A 24,054-nucleotide genomic window follows, 5' to 3' on the forward strand; every position below is an offset into this window, starting at 1 on the left:
CGGACAATACAACCCGACTCTGTAAAGCATACGATTGCTTCGTACCTCGCAATGACATGAAGTAAAACAGATTTTTTACAAGAAGGTAATAGAAATTTCAGCCGGGCATTATGCCGGTATACGTTTAAAACAGATGTGTTGAGTTTTTTTTCCACCTACAAAAAATCAGCACAGGATAAATCCTGCGGGTTAATTTATTGTAGGCGCCATCAGCTTTTTAGGGCGGTTAAGTAGGAAGACACCATTTCCTTTGTACGAATATAGCTCCTTTTTTTATAAAGCCATAATTATCCGGGGTAAGTTTAAAAACAAACCCTTTTCGCGGCATTTAAACTGACCGTTTTAAACGGCCAGCTCAACTTCTTTAATAGAGATGAATAATGTGCGGCCCTGGTATTCTACCCATAGATCAGCGAAGCCATTCCCGTCATAACCCAGAAATTTCATGAAGGGGTTACTGATGTTTAAATTCTTCCATCTTTTACCAATGTACTTAAGTAATTGACCACGTTTTAGGGTTGTGTGCTTTGCCATAAGTTTAATTTTTAAAAGTGAACAGAAAACTAAGTTAGTTAACATCAACGAAAATATTTAACCTTTAGAAAATATTTTTTCAATTGTATCAGGTATGTTACATCCCTTTAGGCTGTCAAATGAATGACCTGAATATAAGAAAAAAAATATCCAGATAGCTAATTAACTTTATATGAGTTAATTGTATTCAGTTTACATTCAGGCAATCTTGGCTTTACCTGTACACAGCTCCTTACACTTGTCTTTACACTTATCAATCACCTCCAGGTAATAATTTTCATATAAAGGCAAAATGGTGGCCAAATCAAACTCCTTAGCCCGGGCCAGGGCGTTTTCTTTAAACTGGTTCAGCCGGTCTTCATCTTCCAGTATATAAATAGCACTTTCGCCCATGCCTTCTACGTCGCCAACATCTTTCAGAAAACCGGTTACACCGTCAACATTTAATTCGGGCAAACCACCCGCATTGGTACTGATCACCGGCACCTTGCAAGCCATAGCCTCCAAAGCGGCCAAACCAAAGCTTTCTGATTGTGATGGCATCAGGAACAGGTCGGCTACCGAAAGTATTTCTTCAATGGCATCCTGCTTACCCAAAAAGCGTACGTTATCGGCAACACCTAAGTCGCGGCATAACTGCTCGCAGCCAGAGCGTTCAGGGCCGTCGCCAACCATGAGTAATTTTGAAGGGATCTTTTTGATTACTTCGGCAAATATCCTCACCACATCTTCGGTACGTTTTACCTTACGGAAGTTGGAAGTATGTACCAGCACTTTTTCACCCGATGGCGCGATGGCCTTTTTAAAATGGTCTTTTGCTTTAAGGCTGAAACGGGTCAGGTCAATAAAGTTGGGAATCACCTTAATATCGGTATCGATCTCAAAAAATTCATAAGTATCGTGCCTCAGGTTTTCGGATACCGCGGTGACACCGTCAGACTGATTGATAGAGAAGGTAACTACCGGCTTAAAAGTGCGATCCTTACCAACCAGAGTAATATCGGTACCGTGTAACGTGGTTACTACGGGGATATAAATACCGTAGGTTAGTAATATTTGTTTAGCCATAAACGCTGCCGAAGCGTGCGGAATGGCGTAATGAACGTGCAATACATCCAGCTTTTCGTGACGAACCACATCAACCAGGCGGCTAGCCAGGGCTAGCTCATAAGGCGGAAAATCAAAAAGCGGATAGTTGGATACCGATACCTCGTGGTAAAACAGGTTTTCGGAGAAAAGATCTAACCGGGCTGGCTGGTTATAGGTAACAAAATGAACCTGGTGACCGCGGTCGGCAAGGGCTTTACCGAGTTCTGTGGCTACAACGCCGCTTCCACCAAAGGTTGGGTAACATACAATTCCGATTTTCATTAAGTTGGTTAATTATGGCTGCAAGTTTAACAGCAATTTATGGCAAATGTGTTAACACTGTGTAAAATGATATAACTTAGTCAAGTTACTCATTTTTTTAATTTTATACTATTAATATCGCCCCGAATGAAAAACGCTATCCAACTAAAAATCAACAGTATACAACACATAGGCATCCCCGTAACCAACCTGAATGCGTCACAACAATTTTACAGCCTACTAGGTTTTAACAACGTGATGCAAGCCCATTTTACCGATCATGGCGAACAGGGCACCTGTGTAATGATGCAGCGTGAAAACATACTCATGGAACTTTATCAATTACCTGAAGCGGGCTTAACGGAAATCAGGGCACGTGGCAACGGGCATATTGATCATGTGGCTTTTGATGTAAGTGATATTGATAAAACTTATGAGATCATAAAAGAGGCTGGCTTTAACATCATGGAAGAAGCCCCGGTTTTCCTGCAATTCTGGAAGAATGGCTGTAAGTATTTTAACATCACCGGGCCTGATGGTGAGCGGCTGGAGTTTAACCAGGTACTTTAACAAATCGCGAAGTTTGATTATACCAGAGCTTCTAAAGGAGCCTTCTCTTTTTTATTGATCCGGAAGATCAAAAACATGATCAGCGCCGAGAGCAAAATGAATATCAAATAGCTATAACTCAGGTTACGTTCGTCTTTGGCTGGCACCACGTTAACGATGCCGTAACTTAAAAAAGAAACAATAACATAGGTAATGCCCCCGGTGAGCCCTCCTGCTATGCCTGCGTTTTTGGGGAATTTGCTCAGGCAAAAGGTAAAATAGTTGTTAAAAGTATACCCGGCGCAAACATGAATAATAAACGCAAAAAATATCATTGAATATAAATTGCTAACAAATTGAAGGCTGACGATCATCACCAATACAAAAAGCGCCTGCATGACCACGTTAACTACCATCCTTTTGAAAAACGGCCGGTTGATAGTAGCCTTCCCGATAAAACCTCCTACCATCCAGGCAAAGCCCAATACCAGCGAACTATAACCTGCGATAACGGGCGTTAGGTGTAAATGATGTTCGATAATAAAAGGACCAGTCATGTTATAGGTCATCACCATACAATACGCCAGCCCAAGCATCACTATACCTAGCGTAAAGCTGTAGGTTTTGATCATGCCGACATAAACCCTGACAATTTTTTGGAAATGAAATTCTGAAAAATGAACCAGGGTTTCGCCGCTGAAAATAAATTCCAGGATGGCAAACACCGCAGCAAAACCGGCTAAAAAGTAAAAGTTGGATTCCCAGCCAAAAGCGGTTTGTAAATAGCCCCCGATAAACGGCGCCACAATAGGCCCAGTTGACCAAATGATAGAAAATAAACTCAGGTAGTGTTTTAGTTTTTCGCCGGCAAACAGATCCACAAAATAAGCCCGCTTGGCTACTATAATGGCTCCAACGGTTACGCCATGTATTACCCGCATCAGGTAAATCAAATAAATATTATGGGTGATAGCGATCACTACGCTGGCAACCGCAAAAATAACTAGTGAAGCCAGACTAATCTTGTACCGGCCAAAGCTATCCAATATGCTGCCGATAAACAGTTGTGATACGCCATAGCTGATCAGGAAAATACTTAATGTTAGCTGTACCTGCACATTACTCACGCTCATTTCTCCGGCCATGGTGGGTAACGATGGGATATAGATATCAGTAGCGAAACCCGATAAGGGGATCAGGGCAAAAGCCAATAGAGTAGCTATTGACTGGTGATGCTCCTTAATTGGGGGGCCTTTTGATGTTAACGTGCTCATAGACGCCGCAAAATTAACATTCTTATCAGCGGTATATTGGATGAACCCCTGCAGGGATAGTCCCATCGACTAAATAAATACCACAAAACACGCTAATTATGAATTAGTTAAGAGACAATCCTACAGCAGTGATTACATCATAAAATTACATCGCCCAAACAAAAGGCCACCTTATTTTAATAACAAGGTGGCCTTTTGTTGAGTTAGGCGATATTTCAAAGCGGATTAGTTACCCACCAAGTATTGCCAAAAGGATCTTTTATCCCACCACTACGACCATAGGGCTGGTCTGCTGGCTCTGTGACGCTTGAGGCACCGTTTTCGAGGGCTTTTCTATACGTTTCGTCGCAGCTATCTACATAAATAAATAAGCCGGCATTTTGCGGGAGATAGGTTTCGGTACTATCACAAAACATAATGGTGCTGCCCTGAATGCTGATTTCGGCATGCATGATATGTTTTTCATCGCGCATTTGTTTATACTGCTCCTTCGCGCCAAATACGTTTTGCATAAAGGTGATGAAGGCGGGTGCATCCTTTACAATAAGATAAGGCATAATACGCTGATAGGTTTCGGGGATGGTTTTTATGGTTTCCATATCGATCTGTTTTTTTATTCAAAATTAACCAGCCTGGTTTCAGCAAAATTGTAAAAACAAGACATTCTGATTTCGGATATTCGATTTCGGATTTATGGATTTAGGATTTACGTGTTGCGGTACTCTGTCCCTTCTGCTTTGCCAGAAAAGTAAAAGCTGGGGTGATAGCCGGTAAAAGTTTTTACATCATGTATAAAGTGCGACTGGTCATAATAACCACACTCCAAGGCTATCTGGGTTAGTGATTTATCACTGCCGTATTGTTTTATAGCATCCTGAAAGCGGGTCAATCGCAAATAACTTTTGGGACTAAAACCAGCATACTCTTTAAAACGCCTGTCGAACTGCCGGGCTGAAAGATTAAACGCATCAGCTAGCTGCGCTACGGTTTTATGTTGATTGGTGTGGATCACCTGCCTGATGGAAGTAATGATCCGGTCGTCGGTAGGTGTATTGTGTCGTAAGCGCATCAGTAAAAAATCGGTCAGTATCACAGCCCGTTTTTGATTGTCGGGCGCCAGCATCATCCGTTCTTCTAACTCGCGACCGGCGCTGCCTAAAAAAGTATCATAATCGAGCGCCAGGTTGGTGGTTTCGCTGCTGGGGATCTTAAAAAAACGTGGGACGGCAAAAGGATAAATATAAGCGCCAAAAATGCCAAAGCTTTGCCGGGTTATAAAACGGCGGTAACGGTTGGTTTGGAACTGGATACCCGAAGGGCCTCCATTTTCCTGTCCCTTGTCGTTAATTTCATCAAAGGTGGATTGATAATGAAATACCATTTCGGTACAGCCATCGGCTATGGACCGGTAAACATACTCCGGCTCGCTGGCAGATAGTTCATGCTCCAGCACCCAAAAAAACCGTACAAAAGGTTTTAATATATCCGGCGGCTGAATGGTGTAGTACTTCATTGCGGATCATATCTTTATATAAAGTTATGATTTATTATTGGGTTTCACATTGACGACCAGCTTCTTGACTTATTTAGCAACCCAAAACGTCATTGCGAGCGCAGCGTGGCAATCCCCAATAAGCACCTCCGCTCTGTATAGTTTGGGATTACTGCGCTCGCAATGACGCGCTTTTTTATATTCCCTATCTTAAGAAAATTTTTATTTTATTCCCAATTTGGTTTTAACCGAAGCGGTAAGATCGGTGCCATCGTTGGATACAAGCAGCGCAGAGCCTTGTGAAGAATCAAGCACATAGTTAACACCTTTTTCTTTGGCTACATCATTAACCGCGGCGCGGGCTTTATCGGTTACCGGCTTTACCAACTCGTTCGATTTGGCATCAACCTGTTGCTGGGCAGTAGCCTGGTAATCCTGCATCTTTTTTTGCAGGTCCTGTAATTCGGCTTGCTTTGTTGCCTTTACGGCATCGGTCATGGTTTTGCTTTGATCCTGAAAAGCCTTCCCCTTGGTTTGCAACTCATTATTCATTGCGGTTAGTTGGGTTACAAATTGTTTTTGATAGGCATCTATCTGGGGTTTAATAGTTTTAGCCTCGGGCATCTGACTAACGATCGATTGAAAATCAACATAACCGATCTTGGATTGCGCATTTGAAAATTTACCAACAAATAGTAAGCTTAAAGCGAGCAGGGTAACTTTGAATAGTTTTCTCATGTTCAGTAATTTTTATTTATTAGAGAAAACTGAAACGCATTGATTGGAAAATTGTTTTACTTAAAGTTAAAAAATAAGATCAATATAAGTAGATAGTAACAAAAAGAGACGCGAATACGCGTCTCTACAATTCTATTATTTTCAGGGACGCATTGCATCTCCTTTAGGTTCTCAAACTGCTTACATTTCCTTATTGATCGCCTCATAAACCACATCCTGGATCCTTGGCCTGATGTTGAGGCTGCCTAGTTTGTTACTTACGTCAGGGTGCACCCGGTTACTCAGGAATATATATACCAGGTTATATTTCGGATCCACCCAGATACAGGTGCCTGTAAAGCCGGTATGCCCATAGGTTTGCGGCGATGCCAGTTTAGATGGATAATGTCTGTCGGCGATAGGATCCCAGCGGTCAAAACCCAACCCCCTGCGGCTCACCGCCGACTGCTTGGAGGTGAACAGATCAACTACTTCGGGTTTAAAATATTGGGTGCCACCGTAGGTGCCGCGATTCAGCAGCATCTGGTATAATATGGCTACATCATTGGCGCTGGCAAAAAGCCCGGCATGACCGGCTACACCACCCATTAGGGCCGCGGTAGGGTCGTGCACATAACCGTCGAGCAAACTCTGGCGAAATTCCTGGTCGTTCTCGGTAGGCGGTATTTGGTTTTGGTTAAAACGGTACAGGGGTAAAAAACCCGCGGTTTGCATCCCCAGCGGTTTGTAAAAAGCTTGCTGTACATATACATTTTCGGGTATGGCGGTGATACTTTCTACCACTTCCATCATCAGTACCAGACCTACATCACTGTATACATATTGCCCCCGGGTTTTAAGGGGGGAGTTCAGTATATCCGGAAACATCACGTCTTTATAATAATCCTTCCGCAAAAAATAATGATCAGATACCCGGGTAGGGTATGCCGCGGACGAATCAGTACTATGGTCTGTTGGTTTTACTTTTTCAAATCCTTTAATATCTGGTATCAGGCCGGCCTGATGCATCAATAACTCGCGTATCTGTATATCGTTTTTATTGCTGCTCCGGGTTTGGGGTAGGTAATCGCCAAGGGTGGCTTCCAGGTTCAGTTTACCCTCATCAGTGAGTTTCATGGCCTCTACGGTGGTAGCGGTTATCTTGGTCATAGATGCCAGGTCAAAAATATCCGTTATCTGGTCGGGGATAGCTTTATCATAGGTATGATAACCGTAGGCCTTATTAAATATCACCTTGCCATCCTTGGCTACCAATACCACACAGCCAGGAGTAGCATGTTCTGCTATAGCTTCGCGGGCAATGTCATCAATACCGCTTAAGTTATTGGCATTGATCCCCGCATCTTCCGGAACAGTATATTGCAGCCTGATCTTATCGGTAATAAAACCCATACCCGCGGCAAATTGCGGCGAATAGGTGCGGGTAAGTTTTTGCGTTACCGGCAAACCGCCAAAGATAACCTGCGCGCTGTATAATGCCGAAACCGCCGTTGAACGCTCGCTCCATAAAATGGGGGCAGTAACATTGTTCAGCTTACTTAAAATCGCACCTCCACCAAACGCAGCCACAATCACATTTTTGAGTTTTTGGCTGCTGTTAATAAAATCAATAACCTGCGGATTGTTCAGATCGGCATCGGTTACCTGCAGAATGATGGTGTTATACCATTTCAGATCGGCGGAAAGATCGGCAAGTGTTTTTACACCGCTGTAAGTACGACCATCAAATGCCTGTACTTTACTGTACTTATTAAGCAAACTATCAAACACGGAAGCATACGGACTGGAGAAATGAACGCTGGCTATTTTTAACTGATCAAGATCTTTCAGCGGCAGCAGGTATTTGCTGTTATTAAATAAAACGGTAGAGTGCTCCACCAGCCGTTCTTCATTAACATATGCTTGCCCGGTTGGGATAAGCGGTGGTATTTGCGCACAGGCGGTATTCAAAAAGGTAAATCCAATCAACACAAAAGGGATACAGCCCCATTTATTTTTTATCATATACTTTAACTCCGTTTATATAAGTCTTGATCACTTTAATTTTTGGCAATTCGGCGCCTTTCACTTTCATGATGTCTTTGTCCAATATCACAAAATCGGCGTATTTGCCGGGTTCCAGGCTGCCTTTCTCTTTCTCTTCAAAATTGGCTTTTGCAGCCCAAATGGTTATGCCTTTTAGGGCCTCAGTACGAGTCAGCGCATTCTCGGGCTGAAAACCACCTTCAGGAAAACCTTTTAAATCCTTACGTTCCACCGCTGCATAAAACGTGTACATCGGATTTATATTCTCTACCGGAAAATCAGTCCCCAATGGCAACCAACCGTTTTGTTTTAACAATTGTTTATACACATAGGCCGATTTTAAACGCTCCCCGCCCAATCTTTTACCTGCCCAGTACATATCTGAGGTGGCATGCGTTGGTTGCACCGAAGGGATGATGCTGTTTTCCCCAAATAGTTTAATATCCTGGGGCGATAGCACCTGCGCGTGTTCAATACGCCAGCGACGATCGTTCTTACCTTTCAGTACCGAGGCATATATTTTCAACATCACCCGATTGGCCGAGTCGCCAATGGCGTGAGTAGCCATCTGAAAGCCTCTGTCATAGATCTTTTTGGCCACCTCTTCAAAGTGCTTTTGACTGCTTAACAAAAACCCTTTCCAGTTTTTTTGATCATTATAGGGTTGCAGTAAACAAGCGCCCCTTGAGCCTAACGCACCATCGGCATAAACTTTAAAGGCCCTCACATTCAGGCCCGGGGTTTTGTAAGCGCCATGTTTAAACAGGTATTCGTAATTCTCTTCCCTGTCGGCCAGCATTACGTACATGCGCATCTTTAATGATCCTTTGTGTTGCAGCTCGGCAATGGTGCTCACCATGGTATAAGGCAGACCGCAGTCATCAACGGTAGTTAAGCCTACCGCGAAACAATTCTTTTGCGCCGCCAATAATGCGTCTTCCACTACCTGGCCAGACGGCTCGGGAATCTTGCGGGTTACTATCCCCACCGCGTTATCAACTAAAATACCGGTAAGTTTTCCATTAACGGTTTCAATTTCGCCGCCGTTGATGATTTGCCCTGGTTTTACCCCTGCAATATTGAGGGCCGCTTGGTTGGCTATAGCAGCGTGCCCATCAACCCGGCTTAATATTACCGGCCTTACCGGGAACAGCGAGTCGAGTTTAGCCTTGTTGGGGAATTGTTTCAGGGTCCAGTCATTCTGATCCCAGCCCTGCCCGGTTATCCAGCCGTCGGTATTGCGAACCGAGTACGCCTGTACCGAATCAACAGCTTCATTCCAGCTGTGCGTGCCTACCAGGTTAACTTCCTGCAAACCTAATCCATACTCATAAAAATGAGCATGAGCATCAATAAAACCAGGATATATAGCCGCGCCCTGCGCATCGACCACCTCATTGGCCAAATATTTTTGTTCCAGTGTATCCGCATCGCCTACCGCCAGTATTCTGCCGCCTTTAACTACAATAGCGTTGGCGGTGGTAAAGGAACTATCAACCGTATAAACTACGGCGTTTTTAACCAAAAGGTCGGCATTATACTCTTTTTGCTTGCAGGCTACCGCGAAAAGGAGCAGTGCTGGCCATAATTTCTTCATAAACTAAATCGTATGGTACTGGTAATGTAATTATTAAACGTTAAATGTTTATACAATTATCAAATCATAAAGTTATGCCTTCAAATATTTAATTTAGCATCGAATTCGAAATTGGAGGGATTTTTTTTAGATGTCAGATATCATACAGCTTTTACCGGATGCCGTTGCCAACCAAATTGCCGCTGGCGAAGTGGTGCAACGCCCCGCATCTGCCGTAAAGGAATTAGTGGAGAACGCGATTGACGCCGGGGCCGGAAAAATTCAGCTCATTGTAAAGGATGCAGGTAAATCATTGATACAGGTTATCGATGACGGCTGCGGCATGAGCCTTACTGATGCCCGCATGTGTTTTGAACGCCATGCCACCTCAAAAATACGCAAGGCCGAGGACCTATTTGCCATACGCACCATGGGTTTCCGTGGCGAGGCCATGGCATCTATAGCGGCAATTGCCCAGGTAGAAATGAAAACCCGCCGCCATGAGGACGAGTTGGGCACCTGCATTTTTATTGAAGGCTCTGAAGTAGTGAGCCAGGAGGCCTGCCAGGCTAATACCGGCACCTCTATATCGGTTAAAAACCTTTTTTATAATACACCGGCCCGTCGTAACTTTTTAAAAAGTAACCCGGTAGAAATGCGCCATATTATTGACGAATTTCAACGGGTAGCACTGGCCAATCCGCAGATATTTTTTACGTTGCATCATGACGCGCAGGAAGTATACCATCTGCCGGGTGCTGCGCTAAAGCAACGCATTGTGCACCTGTTTGGCAACAATTATAACCAACGTTTAGTACCGGTTGAAGAAGATACAAGCATTATCAATTTGCGGGGTTTTGTAGGCAAGCCTGAGTTTGCACGTAAAACCCGGGGCGAGCAATTCTTTTTTGTGAACAACCGCTTTATCCGTGATGCGTATTTGAACCACGCCGTACTCACCGCGTTTGAAGAGTTACTGCCCGACGATAGCTTCCCCTTTTATGTACTGTTTATTGATATCGATCCATCACGGATAGACATCAATGTACACCCTACTAAAACCGAGATCAAATATCAGGATGAGAAGGCTATTTACGCCATTATCCGTTCGGCAGTAAAACGTTCATTGGGAAGGTATAATATTACGCCAAGTTTGGATTTTGACCAGGAGAACAGCATTGAGCACCTGATAACACCCAAACCTTTTGAAGAGATCGTGGCGCCAACTATATCTTTCAATCCTAATTTTAACCCTTTTGCAGCCGAGAAAAAACCGGTACGTGATCATCCTTTTTTGAGGGAAGATGGTGGCTATAAGAGCAACCCTATTCCCAATAACTGGGACACGCTGTACGAGATCAGCAAAAAGGAAGAAAACCTGCAGCACGAACTGCATCAGGAAGAGCGTATCGCGGTAAATGAGCAGGAGGTAAGCAAATCAAGCGAACGGCAATTGTTCCAGATCCACAACCGCTTTATCCTGTCGCAAATTAAATCGGGTTTTATGCTCATCGGCCAGCAGGCCGCGCATGAACGTATTTTGTATGAGCGTTTTTTACAGCAATTGCAAAATCATTCGGGCGTAAGTCAGCAAAGTTTGTTCCCGCAGTCGGTAACACTAAACGGTAGCGATTTTGAGTTATTAAGAGAATTGTTGCCCGATATCCGCTCGCTGGGTTTTGATATCCGCGAGTTTGGCAAAAATACGGTGGTGGTAGAAGGGATACCTGCCGAGCTGAGCAATGTGGGTGAGCATGAGCTGTTGGAGCATCTGTTGGAAGGCTTTAAAAATAACATGGCCATTTTAAAACTGGACAAGCGCGATAACCTGGCCCGGTCATTGGCGCGCAACGGGGCCATTAAAACCGGCACTAAATTATCATTGGAGGAAATGAACCAGCTCATTGATCAGCTTTTTGCCTGCGAAACGCCAAACCAGGCATTGAACGGTAAGCCCGTAATCAGTACCTTTACCATGGCCGAACTTTTAGAACGATTTGAAAAATAGCCTGACCGGCTTTTATTTATACTATGAATAGTCAATCACCATTTGCCAATATACCACCGGTTGTAAAAAACCTGCTCATTATTAATATTATATTCTTTATAGGCACTTATACTATTGGGCGTTATATACCGAATATCATTGAGTTTTTACCGGCTTATTATTTTAATAACCCCAAATTCCGAATGTGGGAAATTATTACCTATATGTTTATGCATGGTGGGTTTGCACACATTTTTTTTAACATGTTTGCGCTTTTTTCTTTTGGGCCTATTTTGGAATATACCATGGGGTCCAAAAAGTTTTTTAACTTATATTTTATATGCGGCATAGGTGGTATTATCTGCCATATGTTAGTCCTGGCTTATGAAGTACATGCAATAACAGGGGCTTTTTCAATAGCAAACTCTCAAGTTGAAGCAACTTATTTTCAATATGGAGATCAAGCTCAGAAATTATATAGTGCATATAATGGGCAAATTGTTGGTGCGTCAGGCGCCATATTTGGGTTGTTAATTGCCTTTGGAATGCTTTTCCCGAATATGGAGCTGATGATCATGTTTATCCCAGTTCCCATCAAAGCCAAATATATTATACCGGTATATGTGGTAGTCGAGTTATTTTTGGGTGTGAAACAGTTTTCTGGCGATTCGGTAGCGCATTTCGCACATTTGGGTGGGGCATTGATCGGTTATATTATGGTAAAAGTCTGGCGTTTACAAAGACCAAACAATTTTTATTAATAACGGTAGTTATCCAATAAACGGAAGTATATTTTATGAGTACCCTTTGGCAAAATATTCAGTACAAAATGCTGCGGTCGGGCAATAAGCTCAACCTGCTCATTGGCATTAATGTAGCCGTTTTTTTGATCATCAATGTTTCGGCTATCCTGGAGCAACTGTTTTTTACAGGTTTCGGCAATAGTAATATCTTATCATTCGCGGTCGAATATCTGCGCATGCCGGCCTCTTTCCAGGCGTTACTCAAGCATTTCTGGACACCTATCACCTACATGTTTATGCATGATGGGGTTTTGCATATCCTGTTCAACATGCTTTGGCTATACTGGATGGGGCAGATATTTGAAGAGTACCTGGGCAATAAGCGCACCATTGGCCTGTATATTATGGGCGGACTTGCCGGCGCGTTGTTTTATCTGCTGGCCTATAACTTATTACCCGCTTTCACCAGTCTGCACGCTGCCAATTTTGCTTTGATTGTAGGGGCCTCCGCCAGTGTTATGGCCATTGTGGTAGCTACAGCTACACTGCTCCCTAATTATACCATATCATTGATCCTGTTTGGACCGGTAAAGCTTAAGTGGCTGGTATTTGTTATCCTGGTGATTGATTTTCTGGGTGTGGTTGGCCCCAACGCAGGTGGCGAAATAGCTCACCTGGGCGGTGCATTACTGGGTTTTGTTTATATAAAACAATTACAAAGGGGGCACGACTGGATTGGCAGTATCGGCAATATATTTAAAGCTAGTCCTAAATTAAAAGTGGTGGCTAAAAATTCCAATAAAAATAGTGCCGAGTACCCACGTCAGGATGAAATTGACCGTATATTAGATAAAATATCACAATCGGGTTATGACAGCCTGACCAAGCAGGAAAAAGAAATTTTATTTCGCGCAAGCAATAATGAAAGTTAAACGCAAACAGAGTTTTATTGGTAAAATACTTTTATGGATAAATCTGTTCTTATGTGTTGCTTTATTGATCAGCTATTTCGCACCCCACGTTGACCCCCGAAAGGTTTGGGTCTTCGCTTTTTTTGGCCTGGCCTATCCTGTATTACTCATCCTCAACTTTATTATGCTTGCCTACTGGCTGCTGCGCCGCCGCTGGCAGTTTCTGTTATCGCTTGTCACTATTTTATTAGGCTACAATGTTTTGTTCAACAATATCGGTTTCAGATTAAGCGGAGCCGAAACTGAAAAACCCGCCGCAGAGAATGCCATTAGGGTAATGACCTATAATGTTCATAATTTTAAACGATACGGCGCCTCAAATGATATATCAACCAAACATCAAATTCTGACGCTTATTAGTCAGCAACAGCCCGATATTATCGGATTTCAGGAATTTTATACTAAAAACAAGGGCCAGTATGAAATGCGCGATTCCCTCATCAGGATCATAGGCGCCAGCAACTTTTATTTTGAGCCTTTTAACTTTAACAGTACCGAGGCTATTGGTATGGCCATCTTTTCCAGGTTTCCGATAGTAGGTAAAGGAATGATCCGCCTGACAGAAACCCGCTCCGAGAACCAGTGTTTATTTGTCGACGTAAAAAAAGGGAAGCAAACCTTTCGTTTCTATAGTGTCCACCTGCAATCCATCCGCTTTGACCCCGAAGATTATAAATACCTGGACAGCGTATCCAAAAAAGGCAAAACCGATATGCAATCAACCAAACGTTTAGGCGGCAAACTCAAGATAGCCTTTGAAAAAAGAAGCGAACAGGTTTTTAAGATCAAAGAACACGCGGCCAAATGCCCGTACCCGTATTTGATCACCGGCGATTTTAACGATACGCCTACTTCCTTCGCCGTTAACCAGATGGCTAAGGACTTAAAAAACGCTTTCCGACAAAAAGGATCGGGCTTTGGGCGTACCTATAATGGTGATTTCCCGAACTATCAGATCGATTATATTATGGCCAGTCCGCAGTTTGAAGTAGCCACCTACAAGATCATCGAAAAAAAACTATCTGACCATTATCCCCTGCGCAGTGATGTGGTGCTCAATTAGGGAAAAAGAAGCAAGATGTTAGAGTCAAGAATCAAGAACATGTAAAATAATCTTGGTATTGTCTTAAATCTTGATTCTTGACTCTAATCTCTTGATTCTATAAGCTAACATGAAATTGAAAAAATCGTAAGTTTGCGCTCATGCAACAAAATTTGTTTGTTTATAATACTTTAACCCGTAAAAAGGAAAAATTTAAACCGCTTAACGCGCCCCATGTGGGCATGTACGTATGTGGCCCTACTGTTTACAGTGATGTGCACCTGGGTAACTGCCGTACTTATATATCATTTGACCTCATTTTCAGATACCTTACTCAAATTGGGTACAAGGTTCGCTATGTTCGTAACGTGACCGATGCAGGTCACCTGGAAGGCGATGCCGGCGATGAAGGAGAAGACAAAATATCAAAAAAAGCAAAAATAGCGCAGCTGGAACCAATGGAAATTGTACAAAAGTACACCGTTGGCTTTCATGATGTAATGCAAATATTTAATACGCTGCCACCTAGTATTGAACCTACAGCTACCGGCCATATTATTGAGCAGATAGAAATGGTAAAGGTGATATTAGAAAAAGGATATGCTTACGAAGTTGATGGCACTGTGTACTTTGATGTGGAGAAATACAACAAAACCAAAAACTATGGCATACTGAGCGGCCGTAATCTGGAAGACCTGTTAAACAACACCCGCACCCTCGGCGGTCAGGACGAAAAACATGGCAAGCTTGATTTTGCCTTATGGATAAAAGCCAAACCCGAGCACCTGATGAAATGGCCGTCACCCTGGAGCGTAGGCTTCCCGGGCTGGCACCTGGAATGCTCGGCTATGAGCCAGAAATACCTGGGCAACCAGTTTGATATACATGGCGGTGGCATTGATTTGGTACCTACCCATCATACCAATGAAATTGCCCAGCATGAGGCCTGCTGCGGTGTAAACCCAGCCAATTACTGGGTGCATACCAATATGCTTACGGTTAACGGACAAAAAATGTCAAAATCATTAGGCAACAGCTTTTTGCCACATGAGCTTTTTACCGGCAATAACTCTATCCTCAATAAAGGCTACAGTCCTATGACCGTGAGGTTTTTTATGCTGCAGGCCCATTACCGCAGTACGCTTGATTTTGGTAACGAAGCGATGGAGGCATCTGAAAAAGGGTTTAAACGCTTAATGAACGCGTTTGCGCTGCTTAACGGCTTAAAGGCAAGCAGCACTACCGAAATTGAGATAGAGCCCCTGTTGCAGCGCTGTTACGCGGCGATGAACGATGATTTTAATAGCCCTGTACTTATTGCTGAGCTATTTGAAGCATCGCGCATTATCAACTCGGTTCATGATGGCAAAATGAAGATAGATGAAACCAATTTGCAACTGCTTAAAACCCTGATGAACACTTTTGTGCTGGACGTATTGGGTTTAAAGGACGAGCAAGCTGCCAATGACGATCTGCCGAATGTACTGAACCTGATAGTTGAGCTCAGGAGCGAGGCTAAGATCAATAAAGATTATGCCATATCAGACAAGATACGTGATGGCCTGGCCAGAATAGGCTTTCAGTTAAAGGACAGTAAAGATGGTACCCACTGGAGCAAATCCTGAGCTGTTAAAGCGAATTATAATAGCTAAACAGCTTGGCTAAGGCCGCATCGTTTTTATAGTCTACAGCATTATTTTTTAAATACGCTTGTATTTCCGTGCTTTTATCCGCCATAGCGGCGAGGATACTTTTTTGGCTGGGTTTTATCCGGCTGACCTGATTATTGGTAAAAAGATAATAAATATCGGTAAGTACAAATGTTTTGGAAGTGGTAGCGGAACCATACGGCTTATCGGTACGTATTACTTTTCTGTAATGCTTTAATAACTGCGTTTTGCCACCGGCAATCACCAGGTAAAACGAAGAAGATGTTTGGTTATCAATAGCAGGATAGCCACTGTTAAACGTTGGAAGCAGAATGTTACTATCTTCAATAGCCGAACTGGTAAACTTAAAGGCTTTTACCGGTTCAATAAAATACAGCGCCGTTGTATCACTTTTATTTTGAAATAAAAGCAAATCCTTTACCAAATCATATTTCACCTTAATGGCTACTGATTTTCCATTAACAAAGTCAATGGCCCCTTCGGCCCAGCCGTTGATCAGAAATGGATTGCCTTCAACTTCAGTATAAGATTGCTCCATGTACGGCTTACCCTGCAAGTCATGTATTATCTGGGCGTGGCTGGCTAAACAACCAAATACCATAGCTATAAAACAGATGATAAATTTGTTCATTACAACGTAATTTTTTATAAATATGCGCATAATGCTTTTTTTAATCAAAACATAATCAGTGCTATGCGGTTAATTAGTTTTTAATTCAACGCATTTAGTTAATATTTGCCGTTAGGTACCAGTTTTTGCATGATTAGCTTCGCTCAGTTACAATTAAATATCAACCCCTTCGTTTCAAATATGAACCTATTTAGCTGCGATGCTGCGGGGTTATTTACTTATCACCTTAATTCAAATTACATTCCCGACTTAAAATTTATTGTTAAATTGCCCCAAAATCTAATATGACCATGAAGAAAATAATATTAGCTGCTACATTTATTGGTTACAGTGCATTTGCCTTGGCGCAAGTTGCCCCCGCACAAGTAAATAAGGTGGTTAGTGCCGAAGAAGCTTTTAATAAATTAGTAGAGCGCAGAGGCATAAAGGATGGCTTTTTAGCCGTTACCGATCCTGAAGGCATAGTTTTTAAACCCAATGCTGTTAAGATCACTGATTTTTACTCTAATATTGACAAACAAGCAGGCAAACTGAGCTGGATACCTAAATTTGGCCGCATATCAGCAAATGGCGATTTAGCCTTTACTGCCGGGCCTTATACTTACACCAACGGTAAAAGCGAAGACGACAAGGTTTTTGGCGATTACGTTTCTGTTTGGCGTTCTGATGCCGAAGGTAAGCTAAAGCTGCTGATAGACCTGGGGATACAGCACCCAGAGCCTGAGCAGGAAGAAGTAACAGATTTTAAAGACCCTACTGCTGCTCGTGCGGCGCCAAGTAAAGATCCCTTTACCGCAAAAAGCATCATTGTAAATACCGACAAGATATTTAATCATTCATTAACCATATCTGCACTGGCCAGCTACAAAGAGTTTTTAAGCCCCGAGGCCCGTTATTATTTCCCTGGGTTCGACCCCATGACAGGTCCGGATGTTATTATGAAATTCATTAACAACCAGGCCATCAGCATCACCGCCGAAACTACAGACGGTGGCCGCTCTGCCAGTAACGACCTGGCTTATACTTATGGCCATGCCCGTATAACTAAAGGCAACGTAGTAAGTAATTACAACTATGTGCGTATCTGGGAGCTGGATAAAACAAAAAAATGGGATATCCTGCTGGAGGTGTTCTCGGCAATTGAAAACGAATAAAACGGATAATCCGATAAACAAAAAGGGCCATGTATTAATACATGGCCCTTTTTGTTTATCGTTAATATGTCATCCTGAACTTGTTTCAGGATCCCTCGGGATACGATTAACTGCTCATGATGTACACCTTGCATATGGGATACCGAAACAAGTTCGGCATGACTTCAAAAGCAAATAAATTTAAAACAACTGCTCGATAATATCAGCGGCCGACAGCCCTTCGGCTTCAGCGTGATAGCTGCGTACAATACGGTGGCTTAAAATAGGCTTAGCGATCGCTTGTACATCCTCAATATCGGGGGAATACTTACCATTGATCACCGCATGGCATTTAGCGCCCAGGATCAAGAATTGTGATGCCCTTGGACCGGCGCCCCAGCTCAGTAAACGATTGATCTGTGGTGTTGCAAACTCGCCATTGGGGCGGGTTTTGGATACCAGCTTAACAGCATACTCCAACACATGATCGGTAACCGGTATATTACGTACCAGCTGCTGAAAATAAATGATCTGGGAGGCGTTCAGTATTTTATTAACATCTGTTTGTACCGTACTTGTGGTATTTTTAACCACCTGAAGTTCTTCCTGGAAAGAGGGGTAATCCAATGCCACACTAAACATAAAGCGGTCAAGCTGCGCCTCGGGCAGGGGATAAGTACCTTCCTGCTCAATGGGGTTTTGCGTAGCCAATACAAAAAATGGCTGGGCAAGCTTATGGGTAATACCAGCAGCCGTAACCGCTTTCTCCTGCATGGCCTCCAATAGGGCAGCCTGCGTTTTTGGTGGTGTACGGTTAATTTCGTCGGCCAGGATAATGTTGGAAAAAACCGGACCGGGTATAAATTTAAAATTCCGGTCTTCACCCAGTATTTCAGACCCGATGATGTCTGATGGCATCAGATCGGGTGTAAATTGTATGCGTTTAAAATCAAGGTCAAGCACCCTGGCAATAGTTTGTACCAGCAGGGTTTTGGCAAGGCCCGGTACCCCAACCAGCAAACAATGACCGTTGCTGAAGATGGATACCAGAACAAATTTCACCACTTCATCCTGCCCGATGATAACTTTACCTATTTCGGAGCGTATTTGCTGATATGCCTGCCTTAAAGCATCGGCAGCTTCCACGTCAGATCGGTGTTGCATAGTGTTAGTTTTATTTAGCTTGCGCGGTAGTTGTTGGCGGGGTGATCCATTTTTTTAATATATCGCAGGATTGATATTCCTGGTCAATCTTAATAAAAGTTTCTTTTCTGCGTTTTTCAAACCACTGGGTTACTGTGCGGTTTGTTTTATCATCATAAGCCATATCCTTTAGTTTAGGAAAATCCTGCTCTAAGTTGGCTTTATGCGCGTTTGTTGCCGATTTAAGGTATAATATCTTATATGTTTTTTTACCATCGGCACCGGTAAACACATCAGGTTTTGATATGCTGCCAATTTTCATAGTATCAACAGTAAGGGCAACCTTAGGATCAAGCTTATCAGTAGGGATAAAGGTTGTACGGGTTTGAACGTTTTCTGCATTCAGCATCATACCGCCATTGTATTTGGTATCCTTGTTATCGGAGTAATAAGCAGCCGCACTTGAAAAGTCGATCTTCTTATTGGTCATCATCAGGGTGTAAATACTATCGGCCTTTACTTTCGCTCTTTCTAAACTGGCCTGGGTAATTACCGGGGCAATCAATATATGCCTAACATGCACCTGCTCGCCCCTGCGCTCAATCACTTGTAAAAAGTGAAAGCCGAAATCCGTTTCAAACACCGGCGATATTTCACCCGCTTTAAGCCTGAAGGCATTAGCGGTAAATTCTTTCACAAAGGTTGTACGGTCGGCAAAGCCTAAATCACCACCATCAGGTGCTGATCCCGGATCCTGAGAGTATAAACGGGCAAGCGTTCCAAAATCTTCGCCTTTTTTAATACGTTGGCGCAATTCTTCTGCTTTTTCTTTATACAGTTCTTTTTCTTCTTTATTTAATTTCGGCTGAAATACGATCTCGCCAACTTCTACTTCTTTATTAAAAGATGGCAAGCTATCCTTCGGGATCTTATCGTAATAGGTTTTAACATCCTGCGGGGTCACATTAAGCTTCTCGGTGATGTGCTGCTGCATTTTCTGCGCAACCATTTGCTCTTTCAGGTCGGGGCGGATCTCGTCTTTATACTGAATAACTGATTTACCCAAGAAGGCTTCCAGTTTTTCCTGGCCGCCTGCTCTTTGGGTCATTTCGCGCATGCGGCGGTCAACATTGTTATCAACCTCATCCTCTTTTACCTCAATACTATCAATAGCGGCCTGTTGTGCCAATAGCTTTTGGGTTAATAAGGATTGCAGAATACGGCATTTTACGCCCGGATCCGGCTGGTTACCCTGAACAAGGAATTGAGCATATGATAGTTCAATATCTGATTGTAATATGGGGGCGTTACCCACAATGGCCGCAATTTTATCTAAAGTATGCTTCGGGCCCGATGGTACCACTGTTGAATCAGCCTTTGCTGCTTTTTTTGCAGTTGAATCAACTTTGGTTTGCGCGTGGGCAACTGATATGATCAAAACAAAACTTAAAATGAATATCCCTAACTTTCTCATGTAATGCACTTATACTCTAAATAATACGGATCAATAGTCCGTTAAAAACTTCGAATTTCGGTAAAATTTATTAATTATAGCTGAACAAAAAACGGCAATTACATATAACTGCCTATAATTGTGCTAATATGGCTATAAAGCTTGAAACCGTTTAACTACTTTTGGTTAAAATTTGTTAAAGTGAAAGTTGAAAACCCGGTTGCCCTGCGCTTTATATTACAGGATGAACTTTATCTGTTAAATACAGATAAAGCCTTTTACGAAAAAAGAGAAATACCTCAACCCAATATTGAAGAATCTGAACCCGAAATAAAAACACCGACCATTGACACTATACCTCAAGAAGCTAAGCCTGAGGTAAAAACGCCGGAGCTTACTTTTAATTATCTGGGCAAAAATTTAAAAAACTTTTTAATACTGGTTCACTATCCCGATCAGGAGTTTATTGCTGATGCCCATCTGGCCGCATTGCAAAACATACTGAAACGCAAGGAATTTGAGCTTGACGATGTGGTTATACTCAACATGGCTAAATATAACGGGGCAACGATTGGTCAGCTTGCTGATTTTTTTAAACCTGTAAAGCTCCTGTTATTAGGACAGGCAGCCATACCGCAAGGCCTTACTTCACTCGCCTTAAACACACCAAAAACATCAGGATCGCGCACGGCACTGTATAGTTTCAGTTTTGATGAGATGATGGCCAGTGTCGATAACAAGAAAGTTTTCTGGGAGCTGATGAAAGCTTTATAAGTCTATAGTCCGAAGTATTTAGTCCTTGGTCTTTCTGTCCAAAAATCCTTGATCTTTTTATCCTTCATCCCACAAAATATGCAGCAATTAGTTTTTGCAACCAATAACCAACATAAGCTTGAAGAGGTATCAGCCAAAATAAAAGGCAGGTTTGAACTAGTAAGCCTGGATGACATTGGTTGTACTGATGATATTGAAGAAACCGGCACTACCTTCAGCGAAAACGCATCTATAAAAAGCCAATACATCTACCAGAAATATAAACTGAACTGTTTTGGTGACGATAGCGGCCTGGAAATAGACGCCCTAAAAGGCGAGCCCGGCGTTTACTCCGCACGCTATGCCGGCGATCATGGCAACCATGCCGCCAATATCAACAAGGTTCTGCAAAACCTACATGACGAAAAAAATCGAAAGGCACGTTTCCGCACCGTGATATCCCTGATCTGGAATGGCGAGGAACATTTTTTTGACGGAACAGTTGAAGGCAACATCCGTACCGAACTCAGCGGTACCGAGGGCTTTGGCTATGACCCCATATTTGAACCTAAGGGATACAACATCACCTTTGCCGAAATGAGCATGGACCAAAAGAATAGCATTAGCCACCGTGCAAGAGCTATTGATAAGCTCATCGATTTTTTAAGCACCACAAGCAGGCTGTAGAAATAATTGTTTTTCGGTTAACCTACGCGTAACATTCCGTTTAAAAGTTCGTATACCTAAACTTTTAGAAGTAACCATGAAAACCGTATTACATTTAAGCCGCGCCGTATTTTCTAAAAACACTGATCAGCAATTTGCCAATAGCCTTACTCATATTAAAGAAGCAGACCAGGTAGCAGAGGCCATTAATAAACGCTTAAACGAAATGCAAAAAAAGCTTAAGCTAAAAAACTGTTGAGCTTAGCTATGTTTGGCAAGATTTATGCTCTTATGCCATAAAATAACCCCAATCATGAAAAAGATATTTCAAACCTCAATCGCAATCTTATCCGTTATTCTTGTTTTATCAGCCTGCTCTGGCCAAAAAAACACGGTCTCTAATAATGTATCACGCGGCAAATTTGTGGGTACCTGGACGTTAAACAACGTAAGTTATGATGGCCTTGTTCAAAATGCCGTTCAAAATGTATTTGATCAGGCTCCCCCTGAAGCATTTGCGGGTAGTACCTGGAAACTAACCAATAGTGGTAATGGTGTGTATACTTTATCGAACGGTACCTCACAAACTATATTCTGGTCGGTTTATAATGGTGGCAGCACAGGCACACAATTCCAGTTTAAAAAATTGTACGAAGGCGATAAAGCCAAAAACGTAGCCGAAGGTTATCGTTTAGATATTGCCAGCAATAACGGCTCAACCATGACCCTAAAATCGCCGGTTGCCATTGGTAGTGGTGGTACCGGATATATTATCTATTCGTTTACAAAAAGCAATTAATTTTAAGGCTAAAAGCCTAAAGCAAAAAGCTCAAAGCTAAAAAGGACTTCCTTTACAGCTTTGAGCTTTTTATTTTTATAGCTATTGGCTTTCTGCTTTAAGCTTTGGGCTTATTCGGCTGGTGCAAATTTCAAACATACCGGGTTACCAATTTCCAGTTTAAAGCCGGTTGGTGTTATGCGACCGGTAGTTTGATCAATCCGGAATACAAATATGCTGTCGCTGTTTTGATTAGCTACCAATAGGAATTTACCTGTGGGGTCAATAGCAAAATCGCGTGGGTTTTTACCCATAGATGATTGGCGCTGTACAAAAGTAAGCTCGCCGGTTTCCTGGTTAATGGAGTACACAATGATCTCGTTAGTTTCTAAACGATTAGAGGCATACAGGAATTTACCATTTGGCGATATATGGATAGCAGCGCCAGCGGTTTGACCTTTGAATCCTTCCGGAAGCAAGGTTATGATTTGTTTCTGTTTAAGCTTACCGCCAGCATAATCAAACACATATACGTTTGATCCCATCTCGGTTACCAGGTAGGCATGTTTTTTATCCGGCGAAAAATCCAGGTGCCGCGGACCATCGCCTGGGGTTACGCTTACCGATGTTGGCTCAGTTAAAGGAGAGCTTTTACCTGAGCGGAAGCGGTATATGTGTACCTTATCAGTTCCCAGATCATTGTACAGCACGTATTTTTCATCGGGCGATAGTATGCTCATGTGTGCGTGCGGCCCTTCCTGGCGCCCTTTATTAGGACCAGTACCATCGTTTTTTACCGTCTCCACACCGTTGGCCAATGAGCCATCCTTATTGATAGGCATTACCGTAACCTGCCCGCTTGAATAGTTGGCTATAAAGGCGTTCTTACGGGCCTTATCCACTGTGATATAACAAGGGTCGGCACCGAGTGATGATTGCTTGTTGATGAACTGCATCTTGCCCGTTTTTGGCTCAAATGAAAAAGAGCTTACTTCGCCTTTGGGTAACTCATTTACAGCGTAGATAAATTTATTATCGGCACTTAAGGTCACATAGGATGGGTTTACCACACCATCAATCTGGCTCAGGTAGGCCAGCCTGCCGCTTTCGGCATAAAAGCGGTAAACCGCTATACCCTTACTGGTACCTGTGGTATAGGTGCCAATAACAAGGTCATAAGTTGAGGGGCCTTTTTTTTTGCTTTGCGCATAGGTTAGCAATGGCAATAGCATGGCGACGAACAATACAATTTTTTTCATGAGAGATGAAATTGGGTTACGAAGCGCAAGTTAACAAAATTGCTAAAAAAACGGCCCTCCCTCCCAACAGCTATCGATCATGAAATAAAAACTTTTTAAACCTTTTATTTTAACAATTTCTGATCAAAAATGGGATGAAAAGGCTTGATAATTACCCATTTTACCAAAGCTTTAACGCCATTTTAACACTTTTTAACAAATTTCTGATGGGTTTTGAAAGCTTTAAAAAGTATTAATATATTGACACTAAGCATATTAAACAAAAACAGGGCTAAAAATAGCCCTGT

Annotated in this window: 23 protein-coding genes and 1 riboswitch; of the genes, 11 read left to right on the forward strand and 12 right to left on the reverse strand. The window is 42.6% G+C overall.

The features are described 5' to 3' along the window. Positions 1–193: 193 nt before the first annotated feature. Positions 194–258: riboswitch (Fluoride riboswitch) on the reverse strand. Positions 259–342: 84 nt separating this feature from the next. Both AC57BQ_RS21495 and bshA read right to left on the reverse strand, forming a co-directional pair. Next, positions 343–534 carry a hypothetical protein gene (locus AC57BQ_RS21495; protein WP_090469477.1) on the reverse strand — a complete coding sequence of 64 codons (192 nt, stop codon included), beginning with the start codon at positions 532–534 and terminating at the stop codon, positions 343–345. Between the two features lie 198 nt (positions 535–732). Next, positions 733–1,905, reverse strand: a complete 1,173-nt coding sequence (gene bshA, locus AC57BQ_RS21500; RefSeq protein WP_090469474.1) for an N-acetyl-alpha-D-glucosaminyl L-malate synthase BshA — start codon at positions 1,903–1,905, stop codon at positions 733–735. A 126-nt stretch (positions 1,906–2,031) separates the two neighbouring features. Between bshA and AC57BQ_RS21505 the strand changes: the two genes are divergently transcribed. Further along, on the forward strand, positions 2,032–2,454 hold the full coding sequence (locus AC57BQ_RS21505; RefSeq protein ID WP_496408210.1) for a VOC family protein: 423 nt from the start codon (positions 2,032–2,034) through the stop codon (positions 2,452–2,454). Between the two features lie 17 nt (positions 2,455–2,471). Here AC57BQ_RS21505 and AC57BQ_RS21510 read toward each other — a convergent pair whose 3' ends face one another. The 6 genes from AC57BQ_RS21510 to AC57BQ_RS21535 all read right to left on the reverse strand — a co-directional run bounded on the left by AC57BQ_RS21510 (position 2,472) and on the right by AC57BQ_RS21535 (position 9,559). After that, positions 2,472–3,707: an MFS transporter gene (locus AC57BQ_RS21510; protein WP_496408211.1), complete on the reverse strand. Its 1,236-nt coding sequence runs from the start codon at positions 3,705–3,707 to the stop codon at positions 2,472–2,474. A gap of 215 nt (positions 3,708–3,922) precedes the next feature. Beyond that, complete coding sequence (locus AC57BQ_RS21515) at positions 3,923–4,306, reverse strand: VOC family protein (protein ID WP_496408212.1); 384 nt, start codon at positions 4,304–4,306, stop codon at positions 3,923–3,925. Positions 4,307–4,413: 107 nt separating this feature from the next. Continuing rightward, on the reverse strand, positions 4,414–5,220 hold the full coding sequence (locus tag AC57BQ_RS21520) for a helix-turn-helix domain-containing protein (protein ID WP_496408213.1): 807 nt from the start codon (positions 5,218–5,220) through the stop codon (positions 4,414–4,416). Between the two features lie 201 nt (positions 5,221–5,421). After that, on the reverse strand, positions 5,422–5,937 hold the full coding sequence (locus tag AC57BQ_RS21525) for an OmpH/Skp family outer membrane protein (protein WP_090469456.1): 516 nt from the start codon (positions 5,935–5,937) through the stop codon (positions 5,422–5,424). Positions 5,938–6,117: 180 nt separating this feature from the next. Further along, a complete protein-coding gene (locus tag AC57BQ_RS21530; protein ID WP_496408214.1) occupies positions 6,118–7,941 on the reverse strand; it encodes a serine hydrolase domain-containing protein in 1,824 nt (607 codons plus the stop codon). Further along, on the reverse strand, positions 7,928–9,559 hold the full coding sequence (locus AC57BQ_RS21535) for an amidohydrolase (RefSeq protein ID WP_496408215.1): 1,632 nt from the start codon (positions 9,557–9,559) through the stop codon (positions 7,928–7,930). The genes AC57BQ_RS21530 and AC57BQ_RS21535 overlap by 14 nt, the downstream gene beginning before the upstream one ends. Before the next feature lie 130 nt (positions 9,560–9,689). Here AC57BQ_RS21535 and mutL point away from each other — a divergent pair, with 130 nt between their 5' ends. From mutL to cysS, 5 genes are all read left to right on the forward strand, one after another. Continuing rightward, positions 9,690–11,546, forward strand: a complete 1,857-nt coding sequence (gene mutL, locus AC57BQ_RS21540) for a DNA mismatch repair endonuclease MutL (protein WP_496408216.1) — start codon at positions 9,690–9,692, stop codon at positions 11,544–11,546. Positions 11,547–11,569: 23 nt separating this feature from the next. After that, complete coding sequence (locus AC57BQ_RS21545; protein WP_496408217.1) at positions 11,570–12,286, forward strand: rhomboid family intramembrane serine protease; 717 nt, start codon at positions 11,570–11,572, stop codon at positions 12,284–12,286. A gap of 35 nt (positions 12,287–12,321) precedes the next feature. After that, a complete protein-coding gene (locus AC57BQ_RS21550; protein WP_496408218.1) occupies positions 12,322–13,200 on the forward strand; it encodes a rhomboid family intramembrane serine protease in 879 nt (292 codons plus the stop codon). Beyond that, positions 13,190–14,302: an endonuclease/exonuclease/phosphatase family protein gene (locus AC57BQ_RS21555; protein ID WP_496408219.1), complete on the forward strand. Its 1,113-nt coding sequence runs from the start codon at positions 13,190–13,192 to the stop codon at positions 14,300–14,302. Before AC57BQ_RS21550 ends, AC57BQ_RS21555 begins: the two co-directional genes overlap by 11 nt. A gap of 140 nt (positions 14,303–14,442) precedes the next feature. After that, on the forward strand, positions 14,443–15,906 hold the full coding sequence (gene cysS / locus AC57BQ_RS21560) for a cysteine--tRNA ligase (protein ID WP_496408220.1): 1,464 nt from the start codon (positions 14,443–14,445) through the stop codon (positions 15,904–15,906). Between the two features lie 4 nt (positions 15,907–15,910). Here the strand turns inward: cysS and AC57BQ_RS21565 are convergent, their stop codons facing one another. Further along, positions 15,911–16,582, reverse strand: coding sequence for a hypothetical protein (locus AC57BQ_RS21565; RefSeq protein WP_496408221.1), 672 nt, complete (start codon positions 16,580–16,582; stop codon positions 15,911–15,913). Between the two features lie 290 nt (positions 16,583–16,872). Between AC57BQ_RS21565 and AC57BQ_RS21570 the strand changes: the two genes are divergently transcribed. After that, the gene (locus AC57BQ_RS21570) at positions 16,873–17,736 is read left to right on the forward strand and encodes a Cif family virulence factor (protein ID WP_496408222.1); all 864 of its coding nucleotides are present in this window, start codon (positions 16,873–16,875) and stop codon (positions 17,734–17,736) included. Between the two features lie 180 nt (positions 17,737–17,916). Here the strand turns inward: AC57BQ_RS21570 and AC57BQ_RS21575 are convergent, their stop codons facing one another. Then, positions 17,917–18,879, reverse strand: coding sequence for an AAA family ATPase (locus AC57BQ_RS21575; protein WP_090469425.1), 963 nt, complete (start codon positions 18,877–18,879; stop codon positions 17,917–17,919). A gap of 10 nt (positions 18,880–18,889) precedes the next feature. Then, positions 18,890–20,332, reverse strand: coding sequence for a peptidylprolyl isomerase (locus AC57BQ_RS21580; protein WP_496408223.1), 1,443 nt, complete (start codon positions 20,330–20,332; stop codon positions 18,890–18,892). 180 nt (positions 20,333–20,512) lie between these two features. On the opposite strand from AC57BQ_RS21580, the gene AC57BQ_RS21585 reads away from it, so the two are divergent. The 4 genes from AC57BQ_RS21585 (at position 20,513) to AC57BQ_RS21600 (ending at position 22,529) form a co-directional block, all read left to right on the forward strand. Further along, complete coding sequence (locus AC57BQ_RS21585; protein ID WP_496408224.1) at positions 20,513–21,085, forward strand: hypothetical protein; 573 nt, start codon at positions 20,513–20,515, stop codon at positions 21,083–21,085. A gap of 78 nt (positions 21,086–21,163) precedes the next feature. Then, positions 21,164–21,751, forward strand: coding sequence for a non-canonical purine NTP diphosphatase (locus AC57BQ_RS21590; RefSeq protein ID WP_496408225.1), 588 nt, complete (start codon positions 21,164–21,166; stop codon positions 21,749–21,751). 76 nt (positions 21,752–21,827) lie between these two features. Then, positions 21,828–21,989 (forward strand): hypothetical protein, encoded by a 162-nt coding sequence (locus AC57BQ_RS21595; protein ID WP_496408226.1) that lies wholly within the window; start codon positions 21,828–21,830, stop codon positions 21,987–21,989. A 54-nt stretch (positions 21,990–22,043) separates the two neighbouring features. Next, positions 22,044–22,529: a hypothetical protein gene (locus AC57BQ_RS21600; RefSeq protein WP_090469413.1), complete on the forward strand. Its 486-nt coding sequence runs from the start codon at positions 22,044–22,046 to the stop codon at positions 22,527–22,529. 110 nt (positions 22,530–22,639) lie between these two features. Here AC57BQ_RS21600 and AC57BQ_RS21605 read toward each other — a convergent pair whose 3' ends face one another. Then, positions 22,640–23,767 carry a lactonase family protein gene (locus AC57BQ_RS21605; protein ID WP_496408227.1) on the reverse strand — a complete coding sequence of 376 codons (1,128 nt, stop codon included), beginning with the start codon at positions 23,765–23,767 and terminating at the stop codon, positions 22,640–22,642. Positions 23,768–24,054: the final 287 nt, after the last annotated feature.

It is taken from the genome of Mucilaginibacter sp. BGA-UO-ETr-C110, assembly GCF_059567985.1.

What these genes read in the sequence shown, in the direction of transcription:
- AC57BQ_RS21495 (WP_090469477.1), bottom strand. Translation starts at nt 534, where the DNA reads ATGGCAAAGCACACAACCCTAAAACGTGGTCAATTACTTAAGTACATT.
- bshA (WP_090469474.1), bottom strand. Translation starts at nt 1,905, where the DNA reads ATGAAAATCGGAATTGTATGTTACCCAACCTTTGGTGGAAGCGGCGTT.
- AC57BQ_RS21505 (WP_496408210.1), top strand. Translation starts at nt 2,032, where the DNA reads ATGAAAAACGCTATCCAACTAAAAATCAACAGTATACAACACATAGGC.
- AC57BQ_RS21510 (WP_496408211.1), bottom strand. Translation starts at nt 3,707, where the DNA reads ATGAGCACGTTAACATCAAAAGGCCCCCCAATTAAGGAGCATCACCAG.
- AC57BQ_RS21515 (WP_496408212.1), bottom strand. Translation starts at nt 4,306, where the DNA reads ATGGAAACCATAAAAACCATCCCCGAAACCTATCAGCGTATTATGCCT.
- AC57BQ_RS21520 (WP_496408213.1), bottom strand. Translation starts at nt 5,220, where the DNA reads ATGAAGTACTACACCATTCAGCCGCCGGATATATTAAAACCTTTTGTA.
- AC57BQ_RS21525 (WP_090469456.1), bottom strand. Translation starts at nt 5,937, where the DNA reads ATGAGAAAACTATTCAAAGTTACCCTGCTCGCTTTAAGCTTACTATTT.
- AC57BQ_RS21530 (WP_496408214.1), bottom strand. Translation starts at nt 7,941, where the DNA reads ATGATAAAAAATAAATGGGGCTGTATCCCTTTTGTGTTGATTGGATTT.
- AC57BQ_RS21535 (WP_496408215.1), bottom strand. Translation starts at nt 9,559, where the DNA reads ATGAAGAAATTATGGCCAGCACTGCTCCTTTTCGCGGTAGCCTGCAAG.
- mutL (WP_496408216.1), top strand. Translation starts at nt 9,690, where the DNA reads ATGTCAGATATCATACAGCTTTTACCGGATGCCGTTGCCAACCAAATT.
- AC57BQ_RS21545 (WP_496408217.1), top strand. Translation starts at nt 11,570, where the DNA reads ATGAATAGTCAATCACCATTTGCCAATATACCACCGGTTGTAAAAAAC.
- AC57BQ_RS21550 (WP_496408218.1), top strand. Translation starts at nt 12,322, where the DNA reads ATGAGTACCCTTTGGCAAAATATTCAGTACAAAATGCTGCGGTCGGGC.
- AC57BQ_RS21555 (WP_496408219.1), top strand. Translation starts at nt 13,190, where the DNA reads ATGAAAGTTAAACGCAAACAGAGTTTTATTGGTAAAATACTTTTATGG.
- cysS (WP_496408220.1), top strand. Translation starts at nt 14,443, where the DNA reads ATGCAACAAAATTTGTTTGTTTATAATACTTTAACCCGTAAAAAGGAA.
- AC57BQ_RS21565 (WP_496408221.1), bottom strand. Translation starts at nt 16,582, where the DNA reads ATGAACAAATTTATCATCTGTTTTATAGCTATGGTATTTGGTTGTTTA.
- AC57BQ_RS21570 (WP_496408222.1), top strand. Translation starts at nt 16,873, where the DNA reads ATGAAGAAAATAATATTAGCTGCTACATTTATTGGTTACAGTGCATTT.
- AC57BQ_RS21575 (WP_090469425.1), bottom strand. Translation starts at nt 18,879, where the DNA reads ATGCAACACCGATCTGACGTGGAAGCTGCCGATGCTTTAAGGCAGGCA.
- AC57BQ_RS21580 (WP_496408223.1), bottom strand. Translation starts at nt 20,332, where the DNA reads ATGAGAAAGTTAGGGATATTCATTTTAAGTTTTGTTTTGATCATATCA.
- AC57BQ_RS21590 (WP_496408225.1), top strand. Translation starts at nt 21,164, where the DNA reads ATGCAGCAATTAGTTTTTGCAACCAATAACCAACATAAGCTTGAAGAG.
- AC57BQ_RS21595 (WP_496408226.1), top strand. Translation starts at nt 21,828, where the DNA reads ATGAAAACCGTATTACATTTAAGCCGCGCCGTATTTTCTAAAAACACT.
- AC57BQ_RS21600 (WP_090469413.1), top strand. Translation starts at nt 22,044, where the DNA reads ATGAAAAAGATATTTCAAACCTCAATCGCAATCTTATCCGTTATTCTT.
- AC57BQ_RS21605 (WP_496408227.1), bottom strand. Translation starts at nt 23,767, where the DNA reads ATGAAAAAAATTGTATTGTTCGTCGCCATGCTATTGCCATTGCTAACC.